We start from the raw sequence: 14,585 nt of genomic DNA, 5'->3' as shown, positions 1-14,585 counted from the left end.
ATCCACCTATTCGTTAAGTGGACACGATACTCCCAAGGCCCTCACTGCAATTCAAGACGGGTTGCCCGGACGCTTACAGTCCGACTTCGCCAGCCACCGCCTTACGGCAACCGGTATATCACGTTGACAACATCTTCTTTGACGACAGCGTGCCGGCTGGCCATTCGATCATCACCGACAATGCCGAGGATTCGCCGTTAGGCACCAACCAGCCGCCGTATATCAATAACGGCAGCTTTATCCAGTCGCACAATATCCTTCGGCATATCTACGGCAATCTGCATGCCCCTTCACGTCAGCTGTGCGGACGCCTGCTACGCTTCGACCAGACGGAGTTCTTCGGAAATGAAGCGCGGGCAAGCGTTGACGCCGAGCAGGCGGTAGAACTCGCGAGTGCGTTCCACGCAGGACTCCAGCAGCCTCCGCCGGTAGCCATGTCATATAACCCATGGCTCGGGCGTGCGGGCAATGCTGGGCAGGGAGGGAGTCTATTGGGGTCGGACCGCCAGCAGCCGCATCAGAGCCAGGCCTCTTGCGAAGCGAGACTGCACCGGCTTCTCGTCAAGGATGGCCACAAGAAGCAAGCCAAGGGACGGGCTGAAGATCATCGAGAAAGTCGTCCAGGCCGCGCCGGAGCGCCCCAGCCCGTTGGCAAAGAAGCCGACCAGAACGGAGAAAATCAACCAACAGGCAATGGCGAACATGACGGAAACTCGCAAGGGGGATCTACAGTGGCGTCGCGCGGGACGGCGTGTCGCTCTCACTCCCTTTCGCTTGTGCTGTCTTGCCGAATCGGTGGATGGAGGGGAAGCGCTGCTATCAGTATGTGAAATCGCCGCGCCTCCATTTGACGTGGCGGGACAAAAATTTTGCTGTTCGGGACAGTTAGGGTTAGTTGGGGGCCGGTGCAGTGCGCTTGGGTGGGGGAAGGGACGGATACCGCACAACCTTCTTTGCGAGGCCTTGGATGCGGCATCGGGGTCGTGGTTTCAAGCCAGCTCGTGATGATCAGGGGAGGGGATATACACACTTGCTTCGCCGTCAATCAGTCTCCGCAAGGCTGCGAAACGCTGGTGTACATCTTCTCCAAATAATGGATCGACGCTGGCCGGCTCAATGGCCGCGACCGCTGCCCAATCTTCTTCGGTTAGCAAGTGTGCGGCACGGGGCATGACCTGTTTCTCCTCGGTGGAGAGATGATTGCGATAGTAGGCAAGGTACATGGCGGCAGCGGCTTCCAGCGCCGTTCGCGACGTTATGACATCTCGTTCCGCTTCATGAAGCCGGTTGAGCAAATCCTCGCCTACCGCTGCAATCACACGATGCTCTTGCAGAAGCCGGCTGATCACAATGCGCATGCCTGGGTCTCGCTCGACGAGCAGCGCGTATGCAACATCCTCCCGAGGATGGTGAACGCAATCGCCATACTTGCGCATGTACTCGATGATCAGCTCCATCAAACCGTAGTTTGGCTGCTCCTCCTGGTAAAAGGCGCTCACCTCTCTCTCCAACAGGTCGAGCAGGCTGGCGAAGTTGATATGGTCGGTATGCCAGGCGGCAAGTTGGTTATTCATGGTGCCCCTCCCGGGAGGTCGAGTGGATCTTGAGTCCGCATCCATATCGGAATTGCAAGATCCTGATGACACCATAGGCATCCGTCACCATGGGGATCTGATGCAGATCAATCAGACTCCAGATGCCTTGACGACTCGCGAGCTAACTGTCGAGCTTGTCACTTGCGCTTCAGCCGTGGCCGGCCATGAGTTAGCGCGGCAGGAAGAAGAAGGTGAGGGCAAGCGCGAAATAGACCATCAGGAGTTGCGTGCCCTTGAACCAGTCGGCGCGTCCGTCGCTTGCCATTTGCGCCGTGACCAGCACTGACAGGACCACAATGAGTACCAGGGCTGGACGAAAGGCCAGGTCCATCGGAGCCGGACCGAGAAAATGGCTGACGAGCACCAGGACTGGCGCGACGAAAAGTGCCACCTGGACGCTGGATCCCACCGCAATGGAAAACGAAAGGTCCATGCGATTTCTGATGGCTGCGGTAATGGCCGATGCATGTTCGGCTGCATTGCCCAGGATTGCCACGACGAACGCGCCGACAAAAATTTCGCTGAGGGCGTAGGCGTGCATCATGGGGCCAATAGCGCCCACCATGATCTCGCTCATCCACGCCGTCCCGACGGTGGCTGCCGCCAGTATCGCTAGCGCGCGGGGGGCGTTGGCAGGTGGCTTGTCTTTCTCGCGTTCTGTCGCCGCCATCCCGGCTTCGTGTGCACTGCGGAACAGCGCAGGATGAGTGACCAACGAAAACAACAGATACAGCGCGTAGATGACAAGCAGCGCAATGGAAATACAGACGCTGAGCCGGTACAGCACGTCTGATCTGTCCGCTACGGCTTCGAAGCTGGCAGGGAGGACCAGCGCGATCGCCGACAGTATGAGCATGGTCGCCTGCGAACGCGCACCGCGCGGGTTGAACCGTTGCTCGGGATAGCGAATGCCCCCCGCGAGCATCGCGGCGCCAAACACCAGCAGCAGGTTGCCGACAATGGAACCGACGATGGAGGCTTCCACGACCTGATGAAGGCCTGCACGCAAGGCAACCAGTGCAATGATCAGCTCCGCCGCATTGCCGAATGTCGCATTGAGCAAGCCACCGATGGCCTCGCCCAGCCGCTCTGCCAACTGCTCGGTGGCATGGCCCATCCGTCCCGCAAGGGGAAGGATGGCCACGGCAGAAGTCAGAAAAATGAGCAGATGCTGGTCGGCCGCGAGGAATTCCAGGGCAATCGCGATCGGCACGAATACGAGAAGCCAGTTCATCCACATGGGGCGTTCCTTTGCAAGGGCTGCCAGCGCCGAGCGGATCAGTGTGGCCTGTGCGCACGACGATCATTCGTGCCTGGCGATAAAGCCCGCAACGGTGTCGTACAGCAGGTGCGGCTGCTCCAGGAAGATGAAGTGGCCGCCGTCCAGCATGACAAGCTCGGCGCCGGGGATTCGCGCGGCAATCTCCGCGGAGAAGTAGGGCGGGGCGCAGAAGTCGCGCTCACCCACCACTACCAGCGTCGGTGTCGAGATAGAAGGAAGGTCCTCGAAGGCGTCATGACCGACGATCATCTCGATGCGGGCAAAGCCGATCTCTGGTTCAAATGTGCCGGCCGCTGTCGCGTCCACCCATGCCTGCACCTGCTGCGGGTGCTCGCGCATGAATCGCGCATCGAACAGGAACAGCGCGTTGGCCTCCGTCGAGGCGCGCAGGCCGGAATCGTTCAGCATGCGTTGCCGCATGGCGAACTGGCGACGGTAGAACGCATCCGCGCGAGCAATCGAGGAGACAATGGTTGCGCTGCGCAATAACTCGCGGTGACGGATCGCCAGTAGCTGCGCGATGGCGCCGCCGGTTGAAGAACCGACGACATGGACTGGTCCGCATCCGACGGCCTCGACAATCCGCGCCATGTCTCGCGCGTGCTGAGGAATCGTCATGTCGCGGGCGGTGTGCTCAGATGCACCGGTTCCCCGGTGGTCCGGGATGATCACCTGGTGATGCGAGGCGAACAGATCAATCTGCGGTCCCCAGGATGCACCCACTCCCGCAAGCCCGGCCAACAAGAGAACGGTTGAACCCTGGCCCTTGATCTCGTAGTGGATACGAACACCGTCTGAGGTTACGTCTGGCATGTTGCTTCCCCGGTTTAGGGCAGCGTGAGAAGTCGAAGGGGACGAAGATCGCGCCGTTGACGCCAGCCCGGCGTGCTTCCGTATCCGACTCCGGATGCAAGGGGGGCTGTGCGAAAAGCGTACATACTGGTATAGGCGGATCGTCCTCTTCGTCAAAGCCCTGCCTGGCACAAGGGCGCGCAGCAAGACCGGCCGGCCAGGGTGGCGCTCAGCGCGCGCGCATCCCATACTAGAAGCGGTGCCCTGAGGACCAGGGGGCTCAGGCTGGCGCAAGAGCGCCGGCTCCGAGCAAGCATGAAGGGCGCCCAAACGGCTAAGGAGCAAGAGCTAGATATGAAAGCGCTAGGCGTGCTTCTCGGCATATCCATGGCGGCTGGGGTTGCGCCTTACGCCGGAGCCGCTGGATGCCAATACGACATGCAGTGCAAAGGGGAGCGAATCTGCGAGAACAGTCAGTGCGTCTCTCCCGGGGCACAGGAGCGGAGCGTCGATCCAGGCATCAAGGTCCCCGCGGCTCCAAAAAGCATCCCCAAAGCTGAGCAACCCACCCGGGCCTTCCCGGCAACGAAAAATGTTCCGGCGCCTGCGCCACCTCCCAAGGCTGCGCAAGTGACGAAAAGCGTTCCCGCCCCTGAGCACGCCATGCCGGCTGAGCGATCCGCCATGGCTTCTCCCGCAGTGGTGAATTCTCCGGCGCCTGCGACGGAATTCCGATTCTGCTGCACCAAGGTCGGTAAATTTCCCATGGACCCGGAAGCGAGCGCGGACGGCCCCCTCAAGCAAGGCGATACCTGTCATGGGATCACCAGTTACGGGACGCCGCTACCTGGCACGCCCTGTAATTAAAAGGTTCCACGCCCATCGCGCCAGAACGCGATGGGATGACCGCCTGTGCCCGGGCCTGGAAGGGAGCGTGTCATGTCCGTAGCACTTCGATCTTCGCTTTGCCAATTCTTCGTCGCCTGCTGCCTTGGCATCGCAGCCTGCGGAGGGGGCGGCGACGAAGAGGGCAATGACGGCGGCACCGGCACGCTGATGATCTCCATCTCCGGCCTGCCGTCCGGGACGTCGGCGGCCATCACGGTACTGGGGCCCGGCGAGTTCCGCCAGACCGTGACCCAGCCGACCACGCTGTCCAACCTGGCTCCTGGCAGCTATACCGTCAGTGCCGCCAATGTGCTGACCAGCAGCGCGCTGCTCAAGCCGCAGCCGCCCTCGCAGACGGTGGGGGTGGCCGCGGGCGCACGCGCCTTGGCCATGGTGGCTTACGAGGCAACATAGCGGTTGTCACCGAGCCACGCACCCGTCGTCCCAACCTTATGCCGCCTTCACCGCTGCCGCGTCCCGCGTGCCGTCCGCCGCTTCGCGCTGCAGCGCGGAGGCGCGCTGCGCCAGCTTGCTGAGGCTGGGGTTCATCGGCTTCAGCTCCATGCGTTCGGCCGCCAGCGCGCAGGCCAGGTTGGCGCGTTCGCCGCGCAGCGCCGACTCGATCAGGGTCAGGTTGATCAGGTCGCGCTGGGCATGGCTGCCGCCGAAGCGATGCGCGATCTGGCGTACCGGCATCAGCAGCTCGATGCTGCGATCGTAGTCGCGCCGCGAGAAGGCGACCAGGGCCTCGGTCACCGGCAGGCCGACCTCGCGCGTCATCATCGCGTTGCAGCCGCTTCCGGCCGCCGCGGCGCGCATGCCGGCGAGCAGGGCGGCGAGCGCGTCATCGCGCCCGGCGCACAGGAAGGCCATCGCCGCATGGGTGTCGTTGAAGGCGTAGTACCCTTGCGCGCCGCGGGCCTGCCAGGTACCGGCCAGCTCGTCCCAGCGCGAGCCCACATCGATGCCGCGCAGGTGCAGGCGCCACAGCATGGCGCAGCCATCGATCAGTTCCAGCGCGACCGAGGACTGGTTCTCGCGGATGTGCGCGTCGTAGATGTCCAGCACCTGCCTGGCGTGGCCGAGCTCCAGATGGAACAGCGCCAGGTGCCACCAGTTGTGCACGGCCATCATGTTGTCCTGCGACCAGTCGCCGGCACGCCCGCTCAGCCAGTCGATGCCTTCGTCCTGGCGGCCCTGCATTTCCATCACGTGGGCCACGGCGTGGATCGCCCAGGGATCGCGCGGGTTCAGTTCCAGCGCGAAGCGGCCGCGTTCCTCGGCCTGCTCGTACCGGTGCGTTTCCTCGAGGCCGAAGGCATGCATGCCGAGCACATAGCCGAAGCCCGGCACACGGGTGTTCCAGTGGGGCAGCACCTGGGCGATGCGGTCGCGCAGCAGGGTGGACTGCCCCAGCAGGAAGTCCCCGATATGGGCTACCTGCAGCGCCAGGCTGTCGCGCGGGTAGTCGATCACGATGTCGCCGTAGAGCTGGATCGAGCGTGTGAAATGGCCATCCAGCCAGGCGCGCGCCGCGGCGATATGCCGGCGCTCGCGCTCGTTCGCGCTGGCGGACAGCGCTTCGCCTGCTTCCACGCTTTCGCGCAGCAGCGGCGCTACGGTGCCGTCGCCTGCGGTGATCATCATCCCGGCCCGCAGCGCATGCCCCATCACGAAGCCGGGGTCTTCCGCCAGGGCGTGATCGATCACGGTGAGCGGGTCGCCGTAGTAACCGTGCAGCAATTCCAGTGCTGCCTCGAAGCGCTCGATCGAGCTGGCGTTGGTGCTTGAAACCGATACACTCCGCGAATCCGTATGTGCCATGACGCAATCCTTCCAGTGTGATGGAGACAGCCCTGTCTCGATAATCAGCCCGCTGATGCCGCTATTGCGCGCTACGGTAGTGCCGCGCGGCCCCGGGGGTTGTCCTGATAGTAGGCAGGGGCCGTGAACGGGCCCGGCGGTCCGGCGTGAAAGAAGCGTGAAAGTTGCCGCGGGCCGAAAAGTAACGGCTACCTGTCTTTGCAGCGTGGAGCCGCAGCGTAGTCCATTGCCGTCGCCTATAACGGATGGGCCTGCCAGGTTCCTTCCCATGACCCGCGCCCGTCTAGACCTGTTCGGCGGTTTCCAGCTCAGCTCCGCCGACGGCATGCCGATTCCGCTGACGGCGCGCAAGGCGCGCGCCGTGCTGGCCTACCTCGCACTGGCCCATGGCCGGGCCCAGCCGCGCGACAAGCTTGCCGCGCTGTGCTGGGCGGAAAGCAATGCAGAGCAGGCGCGCAGCAGCCTGCGACAGGCGCTGAGCGCGGCCCGCCGCGCGCTCGACGAGGCGGGCACGCAGGGCCAGCACGTGCTCCTGGCGGAAGGCGACTGCGTGATGCTGGGCGAGATCTCGGTCGACGTGTGCGAGTTCGAGCAGTGTGCCCGTGCAGCCACGCCGTCCTCTCTGGCACGCGCGGCGGACCTGTACCGTGGCGACTTGCTGGAGGGTTTCCATGCCGCGGCGCCGGCCTTCGACCACTGGCTGGCGATCGAGCGCGAGCGCCTGCGCGGCGTGGCGCTGGGCGCCCTGGCGAAGTTGCTTGGGCACCACGAACAGGCCGGCGCGACAGACCTTGCGATTGCCAGTGCCACGCGCCTGCTCGCGCTCGACCCGCTGCAGGAAGGCGTGCACCGGGCGCTGATCCGGCTCTATGAACGGCAGGGCAGGCAGGCCCTGGCACTCAAGCAATACCGGCTGTGCCGGGCAGCGTTGCAACGCGAGCTCGGTGTGTCGCCGGAGCCCGAGACCGATGCGCTGTACCAGGCCATCCTGCGCGCGCGGCGCGAGCCGGCGCCAGGCAGCCTGGGCGGTGACGACGGCGGCGGGCAAATTGCGGGACCGGATGCGATTTCACCCGCGGCCACGCTGACACCCGAGCCGCAACTGCGCCACGCGGTGGTACTGGTGGCAAGCCTGCAGGAGGGCGCCGGCGGCCCGCTGGAGCCCGAGCAACTGCACCAGGCGCTGAGCTGCTGGCGCCAGCAGGCCCGCGCCCTGGCGGGCGCCTGTGGCGGACACATTACCGATGAGATCGGCACCCGGCTGACCATCGTGTTCGGGGTCCCGGTGGCGCACGGCAACGACGCCGAGCGCGCGCTGCACACCGCCGGGGCGCTGCATGCAGCGTTGGCGCGAGTTGCCGGGGTGGCCGGGGCCGCCGAATCGCGGCTGCAGGCCCGCGTCGGCCTGGCAAGCGGGCAGGTGCTGGCGGCCTATGGCGACAGCGACATGACGCTGACCGGCGGCCCGGTCGGCGTGGCCCTGCAGGCAATGGAGGCCGCCGAGGCTGGCGGCACGATGGTGTCCAACCGGGTCTACCAGGCGCTGCCCGGGCGCCTGGTAGCCGATTGCGTGGCCCGCGCCGTGCTGCCCGGCGTAGCCGAGCCGATCCCGCTGTGGTGCGTGCGGCGTTTCCTTGGCGTGGAGCAGGCGCCGGCCGAGCATGCCTTCGTCGGCAGGCACGCGGAACTGGCGCAGCTGGCCGGGGTGGCCGACAGCTGCCTGCGCTCGGGCCATGGCCGCGTCGTACTGATCCGCGGCGAGGCCGGCATCGGCAAGAGCCGGCTGGCCGGGCGCTTTGTCGCGCTGGCGCGCGAACGCGGCCTGGAGGCGCACCGGATCCTGGTGCTCGACTTCGGCGCGGGCAGCGGCGGCGATCCCATGCGCATGCTCGCGCACAGACTGACGGGCGCCGCGCCGGGTCCCGACGTGAAAGGCAGTAACGTGGCTGCCATCGAAGGCACGCTCGCCGCCTGGCAACTTGCCGAGCAAGAGCTGATGTTCGTGCGCGACATGCTGGAGCTGCCGCAGTCCCCCGAGCACGCCGCCGCGCTGGCCGCGATGGATCCCGCCAGCAGGCAGCGCGGCGCGCAGCGGTTGATGGTGACGCTGGCCACCCGCCGCAGCGCCGCGCGAGCGCTGCTGATCGTGGTCGAAGACGTGCACTGGGCCGAGCGCACGGTGCTCGATTGCCTGGCGCAGCTGGCGGCCGCAACGCGCGGCCATGCGCTGGTCCTGGTGCTGACCGTGCGCCCCGAGCACGACCCGATCGATGCGGCCTGGCGCGCGACCAGCCAGGGCGCGCCGCTGACCACCATCGACCTCGGCCCGCTCGACGATGCCGAAGCGCACGAACTGGCCGCCTGCTACCGGCAGGTCGATCCGGCAGTCGCCGCTTCCTGCATCCGCCGGGCCGAAGGGAATCCGCTGTTCCTCGACCAACTGCTGCGCGGCGTCGAGGCGGGCGCGGAAGCTGGCACGGAAGAGCTGCCCGGGACGCTGCAGAGCATCGTGCTGGCGCGGCTGGACCGCTTCTCCAGCGCCGACCGGCAGGCGCTGCAGGCCGCTGCCGTGCTGGGCCAGCGCTTCAGCCCCGCCGCGCTGCGGCACCTGCTCCAGGATCCCGCCTATGCGTGCGAGCGCCTGGTCATGGCCGCCATGACACGGCCGGAAGGCGAGGACTACCTGTTCATGCACGCGCTGATCCATGAGGCAGTCTACGCATCGCTGCTCAAGTCGCGCCGCCAGAACCTGCACCGGCGCGCGGCCGCCTGGTACGAGGGCAGGGACCCCGCACTGATGGCCGAGCACCTGGATGCCGCGGGCGATCCCGGCGCGCCCGAGGCCTATGCCGCCGCGGCACGGCATGAGGCGGCGCACTTCCGCGGCGAGCGCGCGCTGCGCCTGGTCGAGCGCGCGCAGCGGCTGCCCAGCGACGATGACTGCAGGCAGGCGCTTGCCTGCCTGCACGGCGAGCTGGCGCTGGACCTGGGTCTGGCCGCGCAATCCCTGCAGGCGTTCCGGCAGGCCCAGCCACTTGCCAGCGTGCCGGCGCAGCAGGCCCGGGCATGGCAGGGCACGGCGGCTGCCTTGCGCCTGCTCGACCGCCATGAAGAGGCCCTGTCAGCGCTGCGCGAGGCCGAACAGGCCGCCGCCAAGCTGGGCCAGTCGGAGCGGCTGGCCGAGATCGAATCGCTGCGCGGCAACCTGTATTTCCCGATGGGAGACATGGACCGGTGCCTGGCCGCCCACCAGCGCGCCCTCGGCCATGCGCGCGCGGCCGGATCGGTGCTGGGCGAAGCGCGTGCGCTGGGCGGCCTCGGCGATGCCTACTACCAGCAAGGCCGCATGATTACCGCCCATCCGCATTTTGTCCGTTGCGTCGAGCTGGCGCGAACGCACGGCTTTGTCCGCATCGAATGTGCCAACCTGCCGATGGTGGGCGCGGTGGAGCTGTTCCTCAACCAGCTCGATGCGGCGCGGGCCCATTGCGAGGAAGGGCTGCGCCTGGCGCAGCGCATCGGCGATGCGCGCAGCGAGATGCTGGCCTACGACGTGATGACCTCGACCGCGCAGCTGGCCGGCGACTGGCCGCACGCCGAAGCGCACGCGCGGCTGGCCCTGGCGCTGACGCGCCGGCTGGGCGCGCGGCGCTTCGAGGCCGAGGTGTTGGCGCGGCTTGGCCTGGCGCTCGGCGCGCTTGGCCAGATGCAGGAAGCCGAGGCACTGCTCGACGAGGCGCTGCAACTGAGCCACGCCAGCGGGCTGCGCTACTCCGGCCCTACCGTGCTGGGGTTCCTGGCACGCACCACGCGCGATCCCGGCCGGCAGCTCCACGCCTTGCGGCAGGCCGAGGCGATCCTGGCGCAGGGCTGCGTGAGCCATTGCCACGTCGACCTGCTGGAAGCCGCGATCGACGTTTCCGTGTCGTTGCAGCACTGGCAGGAAGCGGATCGCTACCTCGCGGCGCTACAGGATTACATGCGGCCCGAGCCGTTTCCGTGGGGCGACTTCCTGATCCGCAGGGGCCGCGCGCTGGTCAGCGCCGGACAGGAAAAAGAAGGTAGCGGCACCCCGGCGCTTCGCGAAAACCTGCGCCAGCTCAGGGATGAAGCACATGCGGCCGGCCTGCACGCGTCCGTGGAGGCCATCGATGCCGCGCTGAAACGGCTGGCGGCAGGGCGCGGTTAGGCCGCCCCGGCAGCTATATTGTGATGGTGAGGGCGGTTTGCCACCTTGCCGGCCGGCAGTCCGAACCCTGACGACCTTCGTGCCGGGATGGACCGCAACTATGATTTAACATAACGATTATTATGCGTTTTTGTGCTGTTGGGGATTATTAGTAATGTCACCTTTGGGATGATTAGAGATGTCACCTCATGCTGCGGCCCCGTATTCTCACCGTTCGGCGGTGGATGCTACGGGAGGCAGCCATGCACGACCAAGGATTGGTGACCATGAGCATGCGCGAAGTTGACCGCATGAAGGTGATCCAGGCAGTGGCCGATGGCCATTTGGCGCGTTGGCGCGCCGCGGAGCGGCTTGGCATCAGTGCTCGGCACGTTAGGCGGCTGGTCTTGCGGCTTCAGGAGGACGGGCCAAGCGGCCTGGTCTCGCGCAAACGCGATCGCCCGAGCAACCGCCAGTTGCCGCCCGGTCTGGAGTCGCGGATTCGCGGCCTGATCCGCGACAGCTACGCCGACTTCGGCCCGACCCTGGCCTGCGAGAAGCTGCGCGAGCGCCACGGCATCGAGATTTCCAAGGCCTGCGTGCGCCGGATCATGATCGACGCCGGCTTCTGGATCCCGCGCAAGCTGCGCCCGCCCAAGGTGCACCAGCCGCGCAACCGCCGCGCCTGCCTGGGCGAGCTGGTGCAGATCGACGGCAGCGACCACGCCTGGTTCGAGGACCGGGCGCCGGCGTGCACGCTGCTGGTCTACGTCGATGACGCCACCGGCCAGCTGATGCAACTGCGGTTCGTGCCAACCGAATCGACGCCAGCGTATTTCACCGCCACGCGCGCCTACATTGAGCGCCACGGCAAGCCGATGGCGTTCTATTCGGACAAGGCCGGCATCTTCCGCGTCAACGCCAGGGACAATGCCGAAGGCCGCGGCTACACCCAGTTCGGGCGCGCGCTGTTCGAGCTCAATATCGATAGCCTGTGCGCCAATTCGAGCCCGGCCAAGGGCCGGGTCGAGCGGATGAACGGCACGCTGCAGGACCGGCTGGTGAAGGAGCTGCGCCTGCGCGGAATCTCCAGCATGGACGCCGCCAACGCCTATGCGCCGCGGTTCATGGCCGACTTCAACACGCGCTTTGCCAAGGTGCCGCGCAGCGACTTCGACGCGCACCGGCCGCTGCGTGGCGACGAGGACCTGGCACGGATCTTCAGCTGGCGCGAATGGCGCAAGGTGTCCCGGAGCCTCACCTTGCAGTACGACAAGGTGATGTACCTGCTCGAGGACCGGCCCGAGCACCGGCGCCTGATCCACCGCTATGTCGAGGTCGCCGAGTACCCGGACGGGCGCATCGAGTTGTGGGCCGACGGCGCTTCTCTGCCCTACACCACCTACGACCGGCTCGGCGAGATCGACCAGGGCGCGATCGTCGAGCACAAGCGGCTGGGGCACGTGCTGGCCGTCACGGCGCAGGTGCAGGCGCAGCGCGACAGCCGCCAGCAGGCGGGACCGTCGCGCACGCTGGTGGGCGAGCCACCGCGCCGCCAGCGGCCATCGCCGAGCACCAAGCGCCAGCGGCTGATCAACCGGCTCGATCTGGAGCGCGCGCTGGCGGCAGCCCCGCTGCAGCGGAACGCGGACCTTTTAACTTTGCCCATGGTGAATCCACCGCTCAACCCTGAGCTGAACTCAGTCACGTCAGGCCAGCACCACCGCCCCACCACCACCCCGCAAAAGCCTCCAACCCCGCACAAAAAGCACGCCCGCACCGACATTTGAATTTAGCGGAAGCGACGACCTTTCAAAACCGGCTGGACATTGCGTGTCAGAGCCAAATAGATCGGAATCCACGCAAGCCTATTTCACGGCCACGCGCGCCTATGTCGAGCGCCACGGCAAGCCGAAACAAAGGCGGGTATTCCGTAAGCCCCATTTTTCCCTTCTTATGTCACGCTTTTCATAACCGTGACCGTGAGAGGCTTCGTTGTGACCGCCGAAACAACACCAACCGCGCCAAAATCGCCGCAGTGCCCAGGGGCACCCGATATGAGCAGCCGCATTCGCTCGCTACCTTCAGCACCGCGGCCACGCTGGCGGATGATGCCGACGTCCACTATGCGCGACGCGGCAGACGCACCTCAAACGCTGTCTCTGCCTGGTCGGACCGGGCGTCGATTGACCCGTGATGGGCTTTGGCAATTTCGCTCGCGATATACAACCCGAGCCCGAGGCCGTCCGCGTGTTTGTATTCCTGGTCTGGGCCTCGGCTCAGCGGGTCGAAGATCCGCTCCAGCGTCAACTGGTCAATGGCGGGGCCGCTGTTCACAACCTCGAGATGGACTTCCGCCTCATCACCGGTTACTACAATGCGGACCGGACTGTTCGGCGCGCCGTACCTGATCGCATTCAGGACGAGGTTAGAAAGCAGTTGCTGCAGGCGCAAACCGTCCCAAACACCCTGTACGCTCCCCTTCAACTCAACATCGATGCAACGGTCCGGATGCGCTGCGCGCAACTGGTCCACGGTATCGCCAACCACGTTAGCCAGATCGACGTCATTGGGCGCGACGTCAATACCCAAGCCAAGTTTCGTTCGGTTGAAATCGCACAGATCATCCAGAAGAGAATTCATGCTGGCACCGCTCCGAATTAGTCGGCCTGCTGCTTCCGACACCTTCTCCCCGGCGTTCAGCGCGGCCAGATATGAGGCAGTCATCTGGATGGTCTGCAGGGGACTGCGCAAATCGTGCCCAAGCATCCCCAGCAACAGATTGCGAGACTGCTCTACCTCCGCATTGAAAAACTCCACTGATTCGGCGACCGCTTGATCGATCGCCTCGTTGAATCGCATCACATCATCCAGATCCGCGGCGATCAACTCAAATTCGCCCGTCCACAAACGCAGCACGCTGGCGCGCAGGGCCCGGTACTCAGCGACCAACTGATTGATATTGAATCCCCCGCGTGCCCGAATGACGGCGTGTATTTGTGCCGCAGTCTCCGGCGCGCCAGGCACCTTGGGCGCTCGCCCCAACGATTTTTCGCGTTGCGCCTCGCTCGTTTGCGGGGTCGACAAATCCTTAGCGATGGCTTGCAGGATCTGCGGCGCGTGGTCGCGCAGGGCCAGAGAATCCCGGCTCCTTGCAGCAGGTAGCTGGGTCGCAGAAAATGCCTCCCACTCTGCCAGAATCTGCTTCATATCCCGCAAGATAAAGTCAGCTAGACGCATGCCCGCTCCTTGGACCGAGGGAGGTCAAAAGCACTTCCGCGCACTAGAATCTTACGCCACGTACGGGCGGGAAGTTGCTCGCTGGATTCGCGCGCCCACAATTTCGTGATCATGAAATTACTATTTCGCCACAAGCCCGGAGCTCTGCTGCGCAATCAGCAAGAGTTGGCAAGAGTATGAGTCATACCGGAACAAAGAAGCACTTAGGTCATGCGGTACAGCCGAGATGACCCAGATTGACACTTGAAGGAGCGCAACGTGGCAGCCCTGCCCCTTTCACTCGTCTTTGTTCGGCCGCCCGCCGGGCAGAGACCACATACCCGCCTCGCCGCATCGTCGGCGGGCATCGCGGCTAGGTATCTTGTCGAGTCACCGCGCGGATACCAGGGTAGATTTCGGAGCGCCAGCGGGTGCCTGAGAAAAGATCATAGTGGCCGCAGTGGCGCGCCGTCATATGCCGCTTGTCGCGTGCCGCAATGCCGCGACACAGAGCATGCGCCACGTGCGTCTGTCCGCAGCCGGAAATGGCGTCGTGTTCGCCTTCTATGGTCAAGAGCCTGGTGGCGCGGATGTCCTGCGGACGCACGAGCTGTCCTTGCACGAACCAATTGTCGCGCGCCAGACGGAATTCCTGGAACACGATCTGGATGGTATCCAGGTAGAACTCTGCCGCCATGTCGAGCACCGCGTGGTAGCCATCGCAAACGCGCCGGAGGGCTTCGGCACGCTCGTAGTCACCTGCGGCGCGTTCCAAATAATAGTCCCAATGCGACGCCGCCAACAAACCTGGCTGTGC

Annotated in this window: 9 protein-coding genes and 1 pseudogene; 3 read left to right on the top strand and 7 right to left on the bottom strand. The window is 65.3% G+C overall.

Annotated features, from left to right (window positions below; genetic code table 11):
* Positions 1-488: 488 nt before the first annotated feature.
* From ACAD63_RS16170 to ACAD63_RS16155, 4 genes are all read right to left on the bottom strand, one after another.
* Complete coding sequence (locus ACAD63_RS16170) at positions 489-704, bottom strand: hypothetical protein (protein ID WP_195432033.1); 216 nt, start codon at positions 702-704, stop codon at positions 489-491.
* A gap of 285 nt (positions 705-989) precedes the next feature.
* A complete protein-coding gene (locus ACAD63_RS16165; protein ID WP_135705235.1) occupies positions 990-1,574 on the bottom strand; it encodes a hemerythrin domain-containing protein in 585 nt (194 codons plus the stop codon).
* Positions 1,575-1,764: 190 nt separating this feature from the next.
* Entirely contained in the window at positions 1,765-2,835 is a 1,071-nt protein-coding gene (cax, locus tag ACAD63_RS16160) for a calcium/proton exchanger (RefSeq protein ID WP_135705236.1), read from the bottom strand.
* Between the two features lie 63 nt (positions 2,836-2,898).
* The gene (locus ACAD63_RS16155) at positions 2,899-3,690 is read right to left on the bottom strand and encodes an alpha/beta fold hydrolase (protein WP_135705237.1); all 792 of its coding nucleotides are present in this window, start codon (positions 3,688-3,690) and stop codon (positions 2,899-2,901) included.
* Positions 3,691-4,608: 918 nt separating this feature from the next.
* Here ACAD63_RS16155 and ACAD63_RS16150 point away from each other — a divergent pair.
* Positions 4,609-4,971, top strand: a complete 363-nt coding sequence (locus tag ACAD63_RS16150; protein WP_195432032.1) for a hypothetical protein — start codon at positions 4,609-4,611, stop codon at positions 4,969-4,971.
* Between the two features lie 36 nt (positions 4,972-5,007).
* Here ACAD63_RS16150 and ACAD63_RS16145 read toward each other — a convergent pair whose 3' ends face one another.
* On the bottom strand, positions 5,008-6,381 hold the full coding sequence (locus tag ACAD63_RS16145; protein WP_434032959.1) for a tetratricopeptide repeat protein: 1,374 nt from the start codon (positions 6,379-6,381) through the stop codon (positions 5,008-5,010).
* 268 nt (positions 6,382-6,649) lie between these two features.
* On the opposite strand from ACAD63_RS16145, the gene ACAD63_RS16140 reads away from it, so the two are divergent.
* Positions 6,650-10,570 (top strand): BTAD domain-containing putative transcriptional regulator, encoded by a 3,921-nt coding sequence (locus tag ACAD63_RS16140; RefSeq protein WP_434032958.1) that lies wholly within the window; start codon positions 6,650-6,652, stop codon positions 10,568-10,570.
* Positions 10,571-10,836: 266 nt separating this feature from the next.
* Positions 10,837-12,339, top strand: a complete 1,503-nt coding sequence (locus ACAD63_RS16135) for an ISNCY family transposase (RefSeq protein ID WP_434032957.1) — start codon at positions 10,837-10,839, stop codon at positions 12,337-12,339.
* A 334-nt stretch (positions 12,340-12,673) separates the two neighbouring features.
* On the opposite strand, the gene ACAD63_RS16130 is transcribed toward ACAD63_RS16135, so the two are convergent.
* Positions 12,674-13,789 carry a sensor histidine kinase gene (locus ACAD63_RS16130; protein ID WP_135705241.1) on the bottom strand — a complete coding sequence of 372 codons (1,116 nt, stop codon included), beginning with the start codon at positions 13,787-13,789 and terminating at the stop codon, positions 12,674-12,676.
* Positions 13,790-14,141: 352 nt separating this feature from the next.
* Positions 14,142-14,585 (bottom strand): annotated as a pseudogene (locus tag ACAD63_RS16125) (polyhydroxyalkanoate depolymerase); the annotation flags it as partial.

The organism is Cupriavidus sp. a3 (genome assembly GCF_051015765.1).
Lineage (GTDB): Bacteria > Pseudomonadota > Gammaproteobacteria > Burkholderiales > Burkholderiaceae > Cupriavidus > Cupriavidus oxalaticus_A.
Note: the sequence above shows the minus strand (reverse complement) of the source record. Positions and strands in the feature narration are given on the sequence as shown.